This is a genomic window from Chryseobacterium sp. FR048 (assembly GCF_056844665.1).
In genome coordinates, this window is the sequence record NZ_JBXDSE010000001.1 from 883728 (window position 1) to 898019 (window position 14292).

10 protein-coding genes and 1 pseudogene are annotated in these 14292 nt (G+C 36.7%); 10 read left to right on the plus strand and 1 reads right to left on the minus strand.

Translation table 11 applies throughout. The features are described from left to right. The first annotated feature begins 12 nt into the window (after nucleotides 1-12). The 10 genes and pseudogenes from AC106K_RS03960 to AC106K_RS04005 all read left to right on the plus strand — a co-directional run bounded on the left by AC106K_RS03960 (nucleotide 13) and on the right by AC106K_RS04005 (nucleotide 12845). Nucleotides 13-498, plus strand: coding sequence for a hypothetical protein (locus AC106K_RS03960; protein ID WP_024563782.1), 486 nt, complete (start codon nucleotides 13-15; stop codon nucleotides 496-498). 240 nt (nucleotides 499-738) lie between these two features. Further along, nucleotides 739-1116: a hypothetical protein gene (locus AC106K_RS03965; protein ID WP_148305492.1), complete on the plus strand. Its 378-nt coding sequence runs from the start codon at nucleotides 739-741 to the stop codon at nucleotides 1114-1116. A 265-nt stretch (nucleotides 1117-1381) separates the two neighbouring features. Further along, the gene (locus AC106K_RS03970) at nucleotides 1382-1969 is read left to right on the plus strand and encodes a DUF3347 domain-containing protein (protein WP_024563784.1); all 588 of its coding nucleotides are present in this window, start codon (nucleotides 1382-1384) and stop codon (nucleotides 1967-1969) included. 61 nt (nucleotides 1970-2030) lie between these two features. Continuing rightward, nucleotides 2031-5225, plus strand: a pseudogene (locus AC106K_RS03975) (efflux RND transporter permease subunit). Nucleotides 5226-5241: 16 nt separating this feature from the next. Beyond that, complete coding sequence (locus tag AC106K_RS03980; RefSeq protein WP_482443453.1) at nucleotides 5242-6489, plus strand: TolC family protein; 1248 nt, start codon at nucleotides 5242-5244, stop codon at nucleotides 6487-6489. Then, on the plus strand, nucleotides 6486-7670 hold the full coding sequence (locus AC106K_RS03985; RefSeq protein ID WP_024563788.1) for an efflux RND transporter periplasmic adaptor subunit: 1185 nt from the start codon (nucleotides 6486-6488) through the stop codon (nucleotides 7668-7670). Before AC106K_RS03980 ends, AC106K_RS03985 begins: the two co-directional genes overlap by 4 nt. Before the next feature lie 6 nt (nucleotides 7671-7676). Next, nucleotides 7677-8897: an efflux RND transporter periplasmic adaptor subunit gene (locus AC106K_RS03990; RefSeq protein WP_024563789.1), complete on the plus strand. Its 1221-nt coding sequence runs from the start codon at nucleotides 7677-7679 to the stop codon at nucleotides 8895-8897. A 930-nt stretch (nucleotides 8898-9827) separates the two neighbouring features. After that, nucleotides 9828-10169, plus strand: a complete 342-nt coding sequence (locus AC106K_RS03995) for a heavy-metal-associated domain-containing protein (RefSeq protein ID WP_029728820.1) — start codon at nucleotides 9828-9830, stop codon at nucleotides 10167-10169. A gap of 51 nt (nucleotides 10170-10220) precedes the next feature. Further along, the gene (locus tag AC106K_RS04000; RefSeq protein WP_024563791.1) at nucleotides 10221-12452 is read left to right on the plus strand and encodes a TonB-dependent receptor; all 2232 of its coding nucleotides are present in this window, start codon (nucleotides 10221-10223) and stop codon (nucleotides 12450-12452) included. Nucleotides 12453-12611: 159 nt separating this feature from the next. After that, the gene (locus AC106K_RS04005; RefSeq protein WP_024563792.1) at nucleotides 12612-12845 is read left to right on the plus strand and encodes a hypothetical protein; all 234 of its coding nucleotides are present in this window, start codon (nucleotides 12612-12614) and stop codon (nucleotides 12843-12845) included. Between the two features lie 411 nt (nucleotides 12846-13256). Here the strand turns inward: AC106K_RS04005 and arsB are convergent, their stop codons facing one another. After that, nucleotides 13257-14288, minus strand: coding sequence for an ACR3 family arsenite efflux transporter (gene arsB / locus AC106K_RS04010; RefSeq protein WP_024566852.1), 1032 nt, complete (start codon nucleotides 14286-14288; stop codon nucleotides 13257-13259). Nucleotides 14289-14292: the final 4 nt, after the last annotated feature.

The window sequence follows — 14292 nt, forward strand, 5'->3', positions numbered from 1 at the left end:
GGAGTTTCTTATATGGGAGGTATTTATAATAAATTTCAGGATGATGGCCTCCAAATTGACGATAAAAGAAGGTTGCAGGTTTTTGCATTGGACTATAATAATACAATATCAAAGCTGGGAACTTTTATTACTGCAGAATGGACATGGGTAAAAGTAGACGTTCCTGAAACTTATACGCAACAATATGGAAACAGGCAGCATGGAGGGTTTGTAGATATTGTACAACCTGTTATCAAAAGAAAAGTTTTAGGCTGGGAAAATGCAGTTGTTAATTTAGCATGCCGTTTCGAGTATGTGGATTGGAATGTAGGGTATTTCAGGGAAAACAACAGCCAAATTGGAGATGATCTATGGAGCATTATGCCTGCAATTAGCTTCAGACCCAATTCACAGACTGTTTTTAGGCTTAATTATAGGTTTCAGAAACAGAGAGATATTTTTGCAAACCCTGCGGCAACCACAGTAGGCTTTAGTTTTGGGATTTCTACATATTTTTAATTAATTTGATCGGGAACATCAAATGCTGAATGTTTGAAGTATTTCAGTATAAAATTTTAACTATTAATTATTATTATAGAATGCTACAATGAATATATTAGTCCTTTTCTGGTTTGAATCCAAAGTGAAAAATTATCTGAAAATTTAATTTTCCATAAAAACTATTCATTAACATTCGTACCAAAAAAAAAATACTATAATTGCAAATATTTATCTTAACTTTGTTTAAAACTTGATGTTTTGAGAGTAAAACTTCATATACTGTCATTGATATTGATTTTTGGTATTTTTTTTATACCGGATTTTTCATATGCTTATGGAGCTCATATTGAAAAAAAACAATGGGAAAAGACTTGTTGTGCCAGTAAGCACATCGGTAAAGAATGTTCAAAAAATTGCTGCAAAAAAGAGAAAGATAAAAAAAACGGTGGTTGTTCAGGAAAATGCAACATGATATTTTGCGGAAGTCCCTCTCCTTTTTTTGCATCCACACCTTCAATTTATGAGGATTTTTTATTCTCTCAGGAACTAATGACGGTAGAAAAAAATTTTTCATATCGCAATCCCCATTATTCATTAGTCTTATATTCTATCTGGCAACCGCCTAAAATAAACTAGTTTTTCACAGAGTAGCCATAGTTATGTCTTTTTTAGAATGTGCTGCCTTTATTATTTCCAGTATCTCTAATAATTTTCAAAAGGAAATCAATTTTTAAACAATTGGTAACAATAAGTGTATTGTTATCGGTTCTTTCTTTCAAAACACTGATAAGAATACAAATCCCGGAACCATAAAAATCTATGGGGTAAGAGAAAGTATAAAGAGTCATGTGTGAAATATTAAAAAAATCTTTAATCATTAATACAAACTATCATCATTACAATGAAACATTTAATCTTAGGCATTTTTGCTATATCACCAAATACTTTAACAGGATACAGCAATAGTTCTGAAAAAAAGTCTGAGGATGCTGATCATACTTCCGACTCTTCGATGGAACCATCTGCTGCAATTGGTAAAACTTCCATTTTAAAAAATACAGATTTTGGCGGACTATTCTCACATTATCAACATTTGGCTTCTGCCTTGTCTACCGATGACAATAAAGGAGCTGCAAATGTAGCCAATGGTATACTGGAAGCTTTATCGAAAATCGAGACCAGCAATTTCAACACTGAGCAGAGAAAGACTTATAATGATATTGCATCCAACATTAAGGAAAATGCAAAGCATATAGCCAATAATGGTGGAAGTATAGCGTACCAGAGAGAGCATTTTGCAACTCTGAGCCAGGACTTTTATGATATAGCAAAATCTTTTGGTACGGAAACCCCTGTATATAAAGTTGACCGTCCAATGTTTGACAACAAAAAAGGTGCAATCTGGCTAAGCAGCCATAAAGAAGTTAAAAATCCTTATTATGGAAAAGCAATGGCTGCCTGTGGTGAAATTCAGGAAAAATTAAAATAGAAATCATATGGTTCAGAAAATAATCGAGCTGTCCTTACGAAACAGGTATATAGTGTTGCTTATGGCAGCTGTCTTGTTCATCTGGGGTATTTCAGCTGTTAAAAAAAATCCGATTGATGCTATTCCTGATCTTAGTGAAAATCAGGTCATCGTTTTTACAGAGTGGATGGGAAGAGGACCACAAATAATAGAAGACCAGGTTACCTATCCTCTGGTAAGCAACCTGCAGGGCATTCCAAAAGTTAAGAATGTGAGAGGCACATCGATGTTCGGAATGAGCTTCGTGTATGTGATATTTGATGATGATGTGGATGTCTATTGGGCCCGTACCCGTGTAATGGAACGACTCAATTATGCCCAAAGATTGCTTCCTCAAGGAATAAGTCCGACATTGGGACCTGATGGAACTGGTGTCGGCCATATCTACTGGTATCATTTGGACGCCCCCAAAATGGATCTCGGAGAACAGCGTGCATTGCAGGACTGGTATATCAAATTAGCCTTACAGACCGTTCCGGGCGTAGCAGAGGTAGCTTCCTATGGAGGTTATGAAAAGCAGTATCAATTAGTTGTTGATCCGGTTAAGCTGCAATATTATAATATATCCCTTATGGATGTTATGAACAAAGTTAAAGCAAACAATAACGATGTAGGCGGACGGAAATTTGAAATGACCGATATGGCTTATATCATAAGAGGTTTAGGATATATTAAAAACACTTCGGATCTTGAAAAGATTGCTGTTGGTAATTATAATGGAATACCGGTAAGAGTTAAAGATATAGGGAGTGTACAGATGGGCGGGGATCTGCGATTGGGAGTATTTGACCAGGACGGAGAAGGGGAAGTAGTCGGTGGGATTGTTGTCATGCGTTACGGCGAAAATGCAGATCAAGTTATAAAAGACGTAAAGGAAAAAATGAAAGATATTGAAAAAGGACTGCCACCAGGCGTTACTTTCAAGACATCATATGACAGAAGCACTTTAATAGAAGCTGCCATAGATAACATTAAAAACAAACTTATTGAGGAAATTATAGCGGTTGCACTCATTGTGATCTTTTTCCTGTTCCATTGGCGAAGTGCCCTGAGCATTATCATCCAGATCCCTATTACCATTGCGATAAGCTTTCTTATTTTAAATGCATTGGGGCTTTCTTCCAATATCATGTCGTTAACAGGAATTGCACTGGCAATAGGAGTCATTGTAGATAATGGTATTATCATGTCAGAGAATGCTTACAGAAATCTGTCGGTTTGGCAAAACGAACGTAAACAAAAACCCAATTGATATATGAAAACGAATTGGTTTAAGAACATTTTTACAAGAAAACAGAACAAGGTTGTGGAAGACTATGAGAAAATTCCGGAAGATGTCAGAATGAGCATCATTGAAAAATCCTGCAAACAGGTTTCAAGAGGAGTCTTTTTTTCAACCGTTATTATTATAACTTCTTTTCTGCCCGTATTCATGTTGACGGGACAGGAAGGAAAACTATTTCACCCCCTAGCCTATACAAAGACCTCCATTATGGTAGTGGATGCTCTGCTTGTTTTAACCTTAGCTCCGGTATTGATTTCCTTTTTTATGAAAGGTAAATTCAAAGATGAGCAAAAAAACCCTGTTAACAGAGGATTGGAAAAGCTTTACGAGCCTTTGATCAGGTGGTGTGTGAAGTGGAGAAAGACAGTGTTGGGGGTTAATATCGCCGCTTTACTGATCAGTATACCTATGATACTCAACCTAGGGAGAGAATTTATGCCTCCGCTAGATGAAGGTTCGCTGCTTTTTATGCCGGTTACACTGCCTGATGTTTCCAACTCGGAAGCAAAAAGGATCTTACAGGTGCAGGATAAAATTATAAAATCTGTTCCGGAGGTAGCCCATGTTTTGGGTAAAGCAGGGAGGGCAAATACAGCCACGGATAATTCCCCGATCAGCATGATAGAAACCATTATTTTACTAAGACCACAAAAAGAATGGAGAGAGGGTATTAGTAAAAATGACATCATTAACGAGCTGAATGCAAAATTACAGATCCCCGGCGTTACCAATGGTTGGACCATGCCTATCATCAACCGTATCAATATGCTTTCAACCGGAATCCGGACTGATGTTGGGGTGAAAGTTTATGGACAAAACCTGGACAGTATTTATGTACTGTCCCAAAATATAAAATCTGAGCTTAACGGGATTGAAGGGATCAAAGATATGTATGTTGAGCCGATTACAGGCGGTAAATATGTGGATATAATAATCAATCGGGATGAAATAGCAAGATATAACCTAAGTATTGACGATGTTAATGCCCTTGTAGAAAGTGCTTTGGGAGGAATGAAGCTCACCACTACAGTAGAGGGAAGACAGCGGTTCTCAGTAAATGCAAGGTATGGGCAAGACTTTCGAAACAATATCGAAGCATTGAAACGCCTTCCAATGCAAACCATGGACTTTGGTGCGATTCCGCTGAGCGCTGTTGCTGAAATTAAATTATCAGAAGGACCTCCTATGATCAATTCGGAAAACGCCATGTTGAGAGGAACAGTTTTGTTTAATGTAAGAGACCGCGATCTAGGCAGTACTGTAGAAGAAGCCAGGGCAAAACTAAGCAATATGGCAGGTAAAATGCCCAAAGGGTACTTTTTAGAATGGAGTGGACAGTACGAAAATCTGATCAGAGGAGAACAGACCTTGAAAATGATTATGCCCATTGTTCTTGTAATTATATTTCTCTCCATGTATTTTGCATTCCACTCCATGCGGGAAGCGTTTTTTAATCTTATCAGCATACCGTTTGCCCTGATCGGGGGAGTTTTTATGATAAGCATTTGGGAAGTAAACCTCTCAGTTGCTGTAGCCGTTGGATTTATTGCCTTATTCGGTCTTGCAGTAGAAACAGGAATTGTCATGGTTATTTATCTTAATGATGCCATGCAACAGCTGGTCAGCATAAAAGGAAACAGCAGGGAGGCTATCAACAGCGAAGATCTGAGAGAATATGTAATCAATGGAGCGGCAAAACGTCTGCGCCCAAAAATAATGACGGTATGCGTTACACTTTTCGGCCTGGTTCCCATATTATGGAGCACCGGTGTGGGAAGCGATATGATGAAGCCCATTGTGCTTCCTATGATCGGCGGAGTTTTTACTTCGGCAATCCATATACTGTTGGTCACTCCTATCATCTTCCTGATGCAGAAAGAATATGAACTTAAGAAGTTTGGGAAAATCGACGTACTGGATGCCGCCCATTAATCATAAAATTTTGAAAATGAAAAAAACAATATTTATTGCATTGCTGTTGCTTCTTTTCGGGAATGCAGGTGCGCAGGTAATGTCGCTCCAAAACATAATCGACAGCATTGAAATCACCCACCCGATAGTCAAAATGTATGACAGTGAGATCCGATCTATGGATCAGGCTGCAAAAGGGGCTCGCAACTGGATGCCCCCGACTGTTGGTGTCGGTCAGTTCATGACCCCGTATAATGTCAATCTATGGAAAAGAAGAGGAGAAATGCAGGGAATGGGCTCTGTCATGATTTCAATAGAACAAATGTTTCCTAACAGGAAAAAGCTGGATGCAGAAGAATCATACATGAAAGCCATGTCATCTGTTGAGAAAGAAAATAAAAAAGCAGGAATAAATCAGATTGTACAGGATGCAAAACTTCTTTATTACGAGTGGATTATTATTTTGAAACGGTTGTCCGTGGTCGATGAAAATGAGAAAATGCTTGATTTTATGATTAGGAATGCAGAGATCCGCTACAAAAACGGAACAGATAAGATCAGTGCTTATTACAAAGCAAAAGCTGCTCTTGGAAATACCAAGAATATGAGACTGATGTACGAAAATAATATTAAGGAAAAACGTATCAGACTCAATGCGCTGATGAATAGGAATGTCCTGATTTCTTTTGATATAGATACAACGGTTGTTTTCAATGACTATTCAACGATACTATTTGATAAGGCATTATTCAATGAAAACCGAAGTGATCTTAAGTCTTTAGATCGGCAGATCAATTTAACAGTATTAAAACAAGAATCAGAGAGGCAAAGCCTGAAACCGGAATTTGGAGTTCGATTTGAAAATATGTTTGGGTTTGGAGGCCAACCGACACAATACATCTTAATGGCTATGGTAAAGCTTCCCTTTTTAAGCTGGTCATCAAAGATGAACAAAGCCAATATCGAAAGTCTAAAGTGGAAAGCAAATGCACTTGGATTTCAAAAAGAAATGATGGTGAATGAATATAGTGGAATGGCTTATGGAATGCGCAATGAATTTGATCTGAAAAAAAAGCAGCTGGAATTATACCAAAAAGAAATCATACCAGCCCTGAAAAATAACTTTAAGACTATGCAGCTGGGATATGAACAGAATACCGAAGAACTGTTTATGCTCTATGATGCATGGGAAAAGCTTAATATGACACAATTGGAATATTTTGACATCATGTCGAAAGCTATAGAAATGCAAGTAACAATAGACCGTTTAATTGAGAAAAGATGAAATACACAGTTTATACTTTATTGATTACCCTTATTTTAAATGGCTGCGGTAAAAATGATGACAGTAATGCAAGTGGCTCAGGGCATGATGTTCATAAAAATATGAAACAGATTAAAAAAAATTCCAGTCAAAATGGAAAAAATAGTATTGAACTCAATGCTTTACTTAAACCAACCAATGAGTTCGTGGTCTCAACGATTTCTGTTATTTCTTTACAAACCGGAGAAAAAAAAATTAATATTACAGGTTTGGGTATAATTGATTATGATACCAGGCAGATTGGAAATATAGCAGCACGGGTATCGGGTCGGATTGAAAAACTATACATCAGGTATAAATACCAAAAAGTAGTAAAAGGGCAGAAAGTAATGGAAATATATAGCCCCGAACTGATGGATGCCCAGCAAGACCTGCTGTTCCTGCTTAAAAATGATAAATCTAACCAGGCAATGATAGCTGCTGCAAGGCAGAAGCTTTTGTTATTGGGAATGAGCAGCGGACAGCTGCAAAGCATCACCAAAAGAGGAACTCCGGATTTTACGGTATTCGTTTACAGCAGTTATACCGGACATGTTCATGAAGCCGGAACCCCTACATCTATGAAACCAAAATCCACTGCTACAAATGCTATGCCCGGCAGCTCGTCTATTTCCCTTGAGCTGCCTATTAAAGAAGGAATGTATGTTCAGAAAGGACAAACAGTTTTTAGCGTGTTTGATCCCAATAAAGCCTGGGTCTCATTGAACATTTTTTCTAATGAGATATCCATTGTAAAAAAGGGCCAATTGGCAACCGTTATTCCGGAAGTAAACCCCAATAAGAAATTTGTTCAAAATATAGGATTTATCGAACCTTTCTTCAGGACTGGAAACAAAACACTTACAGCACGAATTTATTTTGATAACAGCAGATTAGGGCTTCCTATCGGAAGTCAGGTCAAATCTGAGATTGCCTCTAAAAAATCAAGCAGTTGGCTGCCGAAAGAAGCCGTCGTTTCTCTGGGGCTTAGCAAAGTGGTTTTCAAGAAAGTTCAGGATGGGTTTATAGCCAGTAAAATTATCTCAGGCATCGAGACAGATGGTTATGTCGAGATACTGGAAGGGATCTCTCAAAAGGATTCTGTCGCCGGAAATGCACAATACCTTATGGATAGCGAAAGTTTTATCAGAACAAAAAACTAAAATAATATGAGATATTTTTTTATTATAGCTTTATTATGCTCCTTCACTGTATTTTTATCTTCCTGTAGGAAGAAGCAAGAGCAAATCCATATTCATAATGATAGTGGTTATTATACATGCTCGATGCATCCGCAGGTTGTCGCCGACAAACCCGGATTATGCCCTATTTGCCATATGGAACTCATATACGTCAAAAAGAACAAGAATGCAGACCTTAATACCTTAGAGCTGAATGAGGAACAAATCAGGTTAGGAAATATTCAAACAGATACGGTAAAAGAAAGAGCTCTTAGTGATAAGGTCACACTTACCGGTACTTTAAATTTCAACCAACAGGATATCGTGTCGGTAAGCTCCAGAGTGATGGGAAGAATTGAAAGGCTATACTATAAAAACATTGGAGATTATGTTGTCAAAGGGGCACCGTTGGCAGAGATCTACAGTGAAGAACTTAACAATGCTCAACAAGAATATCTTTTGGCATTGGAAAAAAAGAAGAATTTTGATAATTTGGAAACCATTGATTTTTCACAGCTTATCAATAGCGCTAAAAATAAATTATTACTCTGGGGGATGACTGAGAAACAGATCGAATTTTTGCAGCGGAGTAAGAAAACGTTGCCGACTACAACATTTTATAGTACAGCTTCCGGATACATAACCGATCTACGCATCACAGAAGGAGGCTATATAGAAGAAGGGGGTACCCTTGTAACCCTTGCCGGTTTATCGACCTTGTGGGCAGAAGCACAAGCATATTCTTCCCAACTATCCGCAATCAATAAAACAGGGACCGCATCTGTCCGGATTCCGGATCTGAATAACAAAATAATCCATGGAAAAATCGATTTTTCTAACCCTGAACTTAATCCTTCAACAAGAATTAATCTGATAAGGGTATCTATACCCAACCTAAATAATGAATTGAAACCCGGAATGCCGGTATATGTTTTTCTCGAATCTCACAAAAGCAATAGCATAACTATGCCTATTGATGCCGTGATCCGGAATGGGGGAAGTACAACTGTCTGGGTACAGACAGGTGAAAGAACATTTAAAAGCAGAATGGTGACAACAGGGATAGAAACAGGAAGCCGGATAGAAATTGTTTCGGGACTGAAAAAAGGGGATATCGTGGTTGTTTCAGGAGCATATCTTCTCAATAGCGAATATATATTCAAAAACGGTGCTGACCCAATGACCGGGCACGATATGAGCAATATGTAAATAATGAATGTATGAAATTTAATGCGAAAAAGCCGGTCAGGTTAGAGTTGGATCACGAAGTAGACTTTAATGATACAATCTATTAAAAAAATAAGTTAATAGTTGTTACCTAAATCCCATTTTTTTAAAGTTGTTCCATAATAGAAATTGTGGAAACTTACAGATTGTTCCATAATATAGTCCAAAAAGTAAAAAACACGATGAAAACAATCAAAACTGTTAATGGGCATAAAGGTTAAATGTGTTAATTTTGCTGCAATGAAATTTCTTTATTTTTTACTTTCATTATATACTTTCTTCCTTTTGGAATTTTCTTGCCAAGAGAGTGGTAACAATAGCTGATATTTCATCCAATACTAATTATTTTATTAACTAATATTGGGTTCAAACCAAAAATGGGACAAAATGTTCATTTCGAGATATAATTAATTTTCAATATTCTATAGAATGGAAAAATTAAGCCATAACATAATAAAAAAGAATCAAAAAAAGTGTATTTTTGCGAAGCAATGAACTTTTTTAAGTACATATTAATAACATATATTTTATTCCTTACGATCAAACCAGGAATAGAAGCTATTTCATTGCAGGTGAGGACAGAACAGGGCTGTTGTAGTAGACACTGTATCCCAATTCAATCAAATAACCATAATCAGAAAAAAGATAACGACGAAAAAAGCTGTAATCCTTTTCAAGTATGTAGTAGCTCTTGTTTTTTACATGTCGCTTCTATTCCTTTTTTTGAAATAGTGTCTAAACCGGATATATCGACCCAACAATACTTCTTTTACCAAACTGTATTTTCCTCACAGTTTGCTTCTGATTTCTGGCAACCGCCAAAGTTTGTTTAACATCTGCTAATTTCTATGATAATGTTCCAGCTTCTTTGGGACTTATCTCTGTATGTTTTATAATCTTAAAATCAGAAAAATGAATTTCATAAAATTATTCGTTGTGGCATTACTATTAACAGCCACGACCAACATTGCGTTTTCTCAAACAACAAGCACAAAGCAGACAATGGACAGTTCAAAAACTGCCACTGTAAAAGTTAAAGGTGTTACCTGCTCAATGGACGTAAAAATGATTTCTGCTAATGTAGAAAAGTTAAATGGCGTGAGCAGTTGCAAACCCGGAAAGCAAGGAACAACAACAACTTTTGATGTAAAGTTTAACCCTGCATTGATAACTGAAAAAGAGATTTTTGCAGCCGTTGAAGGTACAGGAAGTTGTGAAAATCCTAAAGAAAGACCATATAAAGTAAAACAGTAAATAAGGTAGGGCAAAGCAAATTTGCTTTGCCCTTTATTTAAAAATCAGGCAATGAAAAAATATATATTCATTGTTGGTTTGCTGTTTTCTTTTGTTGGTGTTTCAGCACAAACCATTTTAGGAAAAGTAACCAACAAAAAAAATGAACCATTAGTCGGTGCAAATATTCATTGGCTTGGTACAACCACAGGTATATTAACAGGTTTCAAAGGAGAATTTGAAATAGCAATCAAAGATGTTTCTGAAAAGAAACTTATTGCAAGCCATGTAGGATATGACAACGATACGATAGCAGTCAGTAATCAGACATTCGTTAAGTTTACATTAGGAAAGCCCCAAACACTTGATGAAGTTGTCGTTTCAAGCCAACGGGACGGGGTAATCATTTCAAATATTAAACCTATCAAAACCGAGCAGATTACACAAACAGAACTTAGAAAAGCCGCTTGTTGCGATTTGGCTGGTTGCTTTGAAACCCAAACAACCGTTCAACCGCAGACAACCAATATAATAACCAACTCAAAAGAGCTTCGTATTTTGGGTTTATCGGGTGTTTATAACCAGGTTTTGATTGACGGCTTCCCAATGATACAAGGCTTATCATATACTTATGGCATAAGCAGTATTCCGGGTACATTGGTTGACAATATTTATGTATCAAAGGGTGCTAACAGTATTATTCAGGGTTATGAAAGCATTAGCGGACAAATCAATGTTGAAACAAAAGAGGCTGATAAAACAGATAAATTGTTGCTCAACCTGTATGTAAACAATTTTATGGAAAAGCAATTGAATGCCAATTATGCTTTTAAAAAAGGAAAATGGAGCAATCTTACGGCGTTTCATACGGTACAGCCAGCTAATAAGATTGACAGGGATAAAGACGGTTTCTTAGACTTACCATTGCTTACCCGCTATATGATTTTTAATAAATGGAAGTATGGCAATGAAAAAGATTGGGGCTGGAACAGCAGAATTGGTGTACGTTTTTTAAATGAACAGCGAATTGGCGGGCAGACCTCTTTCGATGCCAATAGCGATAAAGGAAGCACTAAAGTTTATGGGCAATCAGTAAAAATCAACCAGCCTGAAATTTGGACCAAAACGGGGTATCGTTTCAATGACAAGCACAATATTGTATTGTTTGCTTCGGCGTTTCATCAGGAACAAAACTCGTATTTCGGGACTGTAAAATACGATGCCCGGCAAACCAATTTTTACGGGAACATTCAATATGAGCTGAACTACGATAAACACGATTTAAAAACGGGTATCAGCTTTCGTCATCTGAATTTGAATGAAGATATTGGCTTTACAGACGCTTTTCTGCATCGGACTTATGCAGGAAACTATCAAAAATTGGAAAATATCCCCGGTCTGTTTGCTGAAAACACAATGCGTTTTTTTGATGATAAGCTAACCTGGATTGCAGGGGTTCGGGGCGACCATCACAACCAATTTGGTTTTCAGTTTACACCAAGAACATTACTGAAATACGATATTAATCCCAAAACCATTATTCGTGCAAATATCGGAACAGGTTGGAGACCTGTAAACTTGTTCAGCGAAAACATCGGATTACTTGTTAGTTCAAGGGACATCATTTTTGCAGAACAATTAAAACCGGAAAAGGCTGTCAATTTTGGATTTAACCTTACTCAAAAGTTCAATACGGAAGATAATAATTTATCGGGCTATTTCAGTGCCGATTATTACAGGACAGATTTTCAAAATCAAATCTTCCCTGATTATGATACCGATCCTACCAAAGTAATCGTAAAGAATTTTACGGGAACAAGTGTAAGCAACGGATTTCAGGCGGAGTTATATTTAAAAATATGGCGGAGGTTTGAGTTTAAAACAGGATATAATTATTTAGACGTACATAGGAAAATTGGAGAAACAAAGCAGCTTCTGCCATTTAACCCTATGCATAAAGTCATTACCACCTTTAGCTATAAACCATTGTCGAACAAGTTTCATTTTGATATGAATGTACACTGGTATGGCAAACAGCGTTTACCTGATACCAAATCAAATCCAGTAGAATTTCAGCGACCTGATTTTTCAGAGCCATATACGATCGTAAATGCGCAGTTCACTTATAACTTTAAGAAATTTGAAGTGTATGCAGGTTGCGAGAATATTTTTGACTTCCGGCAAAAACAGCCGATAATCAGTTGGCAAAACCCGTTTAGTCCCTACTTCGATACGTCTTCTGTTTGGGGGCCGGCAAGGGGTCGAGAAATGTATATAGGAGTAAGGTTTGCACTGAATAATTAATACCCGAAGTAAAAATTCTTTTAATCACAGCCCCGATTTTTTCGGGGCTTTTCTTTTGCGCCAAATCTTACCATTCAACGTCAAACACACCCACATTTACAGAACACCTTAAAACCTTTCCTAATTTCCTTTTCTGACACAAAAAAGAGAGGAAAGGATATGGAAGTGATAACTATACCGAAGTCTGTTCTTAAAGAACTGACCACAGAGCTGGACGAACTGTTACCTCGTATCACGGAGGCAAACAAAGCGTATGTAGGCATTTTCGACGAAGAAAGACGGTTCGACAATCATGAGCTTTCCTTTATGCTCGTATTACCATACGTGCACTCTAACATTGTAAAGACAATAGCTTTTGCCATTCTCGAAACTGAACAGAAAGAATTATTATAAACTTTCGGGTGTACAAGGTTTGCTTACTTTTGATATCCACACAAAAAACAAATGAATATGGAACTTTTTGATAATGATACCGAAGGAATTGGATCCTACAAAAGATAATATGGGAAATAAGCAGAAAGCCAGTTTTCAGTTTAATCCTCAAAGTGTGGGAACTTTATAAAAGAATCATTTAAAAGAAAAAGCTATTTCATCAGAAATAGCCTTTTCTTTTCGCAATCGAAGGTTATAAAGAATAACCTTTTAACTCTTTGTAACCTTTTTGAAAAAATTGATGTAATCAAATTTTCTTCAATAGGGTTACTCCTTGTGATTTGCGAAAAGATGTTTCCGACCAAAGGAAGGAATTATCTTTCCGCCTGATTTTTATTACTAAATTTCAATTCGTTTAAATTTAGTGTTGTTTTAATTATAGTATTTTTTCTTTAACCATAAACTTGCTCTTACTAATAAAATCAAAACAGGAACTTCAACTAGAGGTCCAATTACCCCTACAAAGGCTTGTTGGGAGTTAATACCAAACACTGCAATAGCTACTGCAATGGCTAATTCAAAATTATTTCCTGTCGCAGTAAAGGCAATAGATGCATTTTTGTCGTAAGGTACTTTTAGGCTTTTATTGATAAAGAAACTAACGAAGAACATTAGAATAAAATAGATTATTAATGGTATCGCAACTTTGATTACGTCCATTGGAAGCTCTACGATTTTTTCACCTTTCAAACTGAACATCAAAACAATCGTAAATAATAAAGCGTATAATGTAATCGGGGAAATTCTTGGAACAAATTTTCTATTATACCATTCTATCCCTTTTGATTTTACTAAAATGTATCTGCTTAAAAACCCGGCTAAAAAAGGAATTCCAAGATAAATAAGAACACTTTCCGTAACATCTTTCATGGAGACGCTGACATTGAAATTGGCAAAACCTAATTTACCAGGCAGAACATTGATAAACAGCCAGACAAAAAAGCTGTAAGTGAATACCTGAAAAATACTGTTTAAAGCTACCAGCAGAGCAGCATATTCTCTATTCCCTTTTGCTAAATCATTCCATACTATGACCATAGCAATACATCTTGCCAAGCCGATTAGGATTAATCCTATCATATAATCGGGCTCATTTCTCAAAAATAAAATAGCAAGGACGAACATTAAAACAGGTCCAATAACCCAGTTTAGCAATAGTGAAATACTAATTACCTTTTTATCTTTAAAGGCAGTCGGTAAAAGGGAATAATCCACTTTAGCCAGGGGAGGGTACATCATTAAGATCAATCCAATTGCTAATGGGATATTCGTTGTACCCACCGATAATGAATCTGTGACCTTTGAAATACCAGGGAATAAGTAACCTAAGCCAACACCTACTGCCATAGCAAGGAATATCCATAAGGTTAGGTATCTATCAAGAAATTTTAATTTTGGTTGCATGCTA

Coding starts and splice junctions, on each gene's coding strand:
- AC106K_RS03960 (WP_024563782.1), top strand. CDS start 13: ATGGGAGGTATTTATAATAAATTTCAGGATGATGGCCTCCAAATTGAC.
- AC106K_RS03970 (WP_024563784.1), top strand. CDS start 1,382: ATGAAACATTTAATCTTAGGCATTTTTGCTATATCACCAAATACTTTA.
- AC106K_RS03980 (WP_482443453.1), top strand. CDS start 5,242: ATGAAAAAAACAATATTTATTGCATTGCTGTTGCTTCTTTTCGGGAAT.
- AC106K_RS03985 (WP_024563788.1), top strand. CDS start 6,486: ATGAAATACACAGTTTATACTTTATTGATTACCCTTATTTTAAATGGC.
- AC106K_RS03990 (WP_024563789.1), top strand. CDS start 7,677: ATGAGATATTTTTTTATTATAGCTTTATTATGCTCCTTCACTGTATTT.
- AC106K_RS03995 (WP_029728820.1), top strand. CDS start 9,828: ATGAATTTCATAAAATTATTCGTTGTGGCATTACTATTAACAGCCACG.
- AC106K_RS04000 (WP_024563791.1), top strand. CDS start 10,221: ATGAAAAAATATATATTCATTGTTGGTTTGCTGTTTTCTTTTGTTGGT.
- AC106K_RS04005 (WP_024563792.1), top strand. CDS start 12,612: ATGGAAGTGATAACTATACCGAAGTCTGTTCTTAAAGAACTGACCACA.
- arsB (WP_024566852.1), bottom strand. CDS start 14,288: ATGCAACCAAAATTAAAATTTCTTGATAGATACCTAACCTTATGGATA.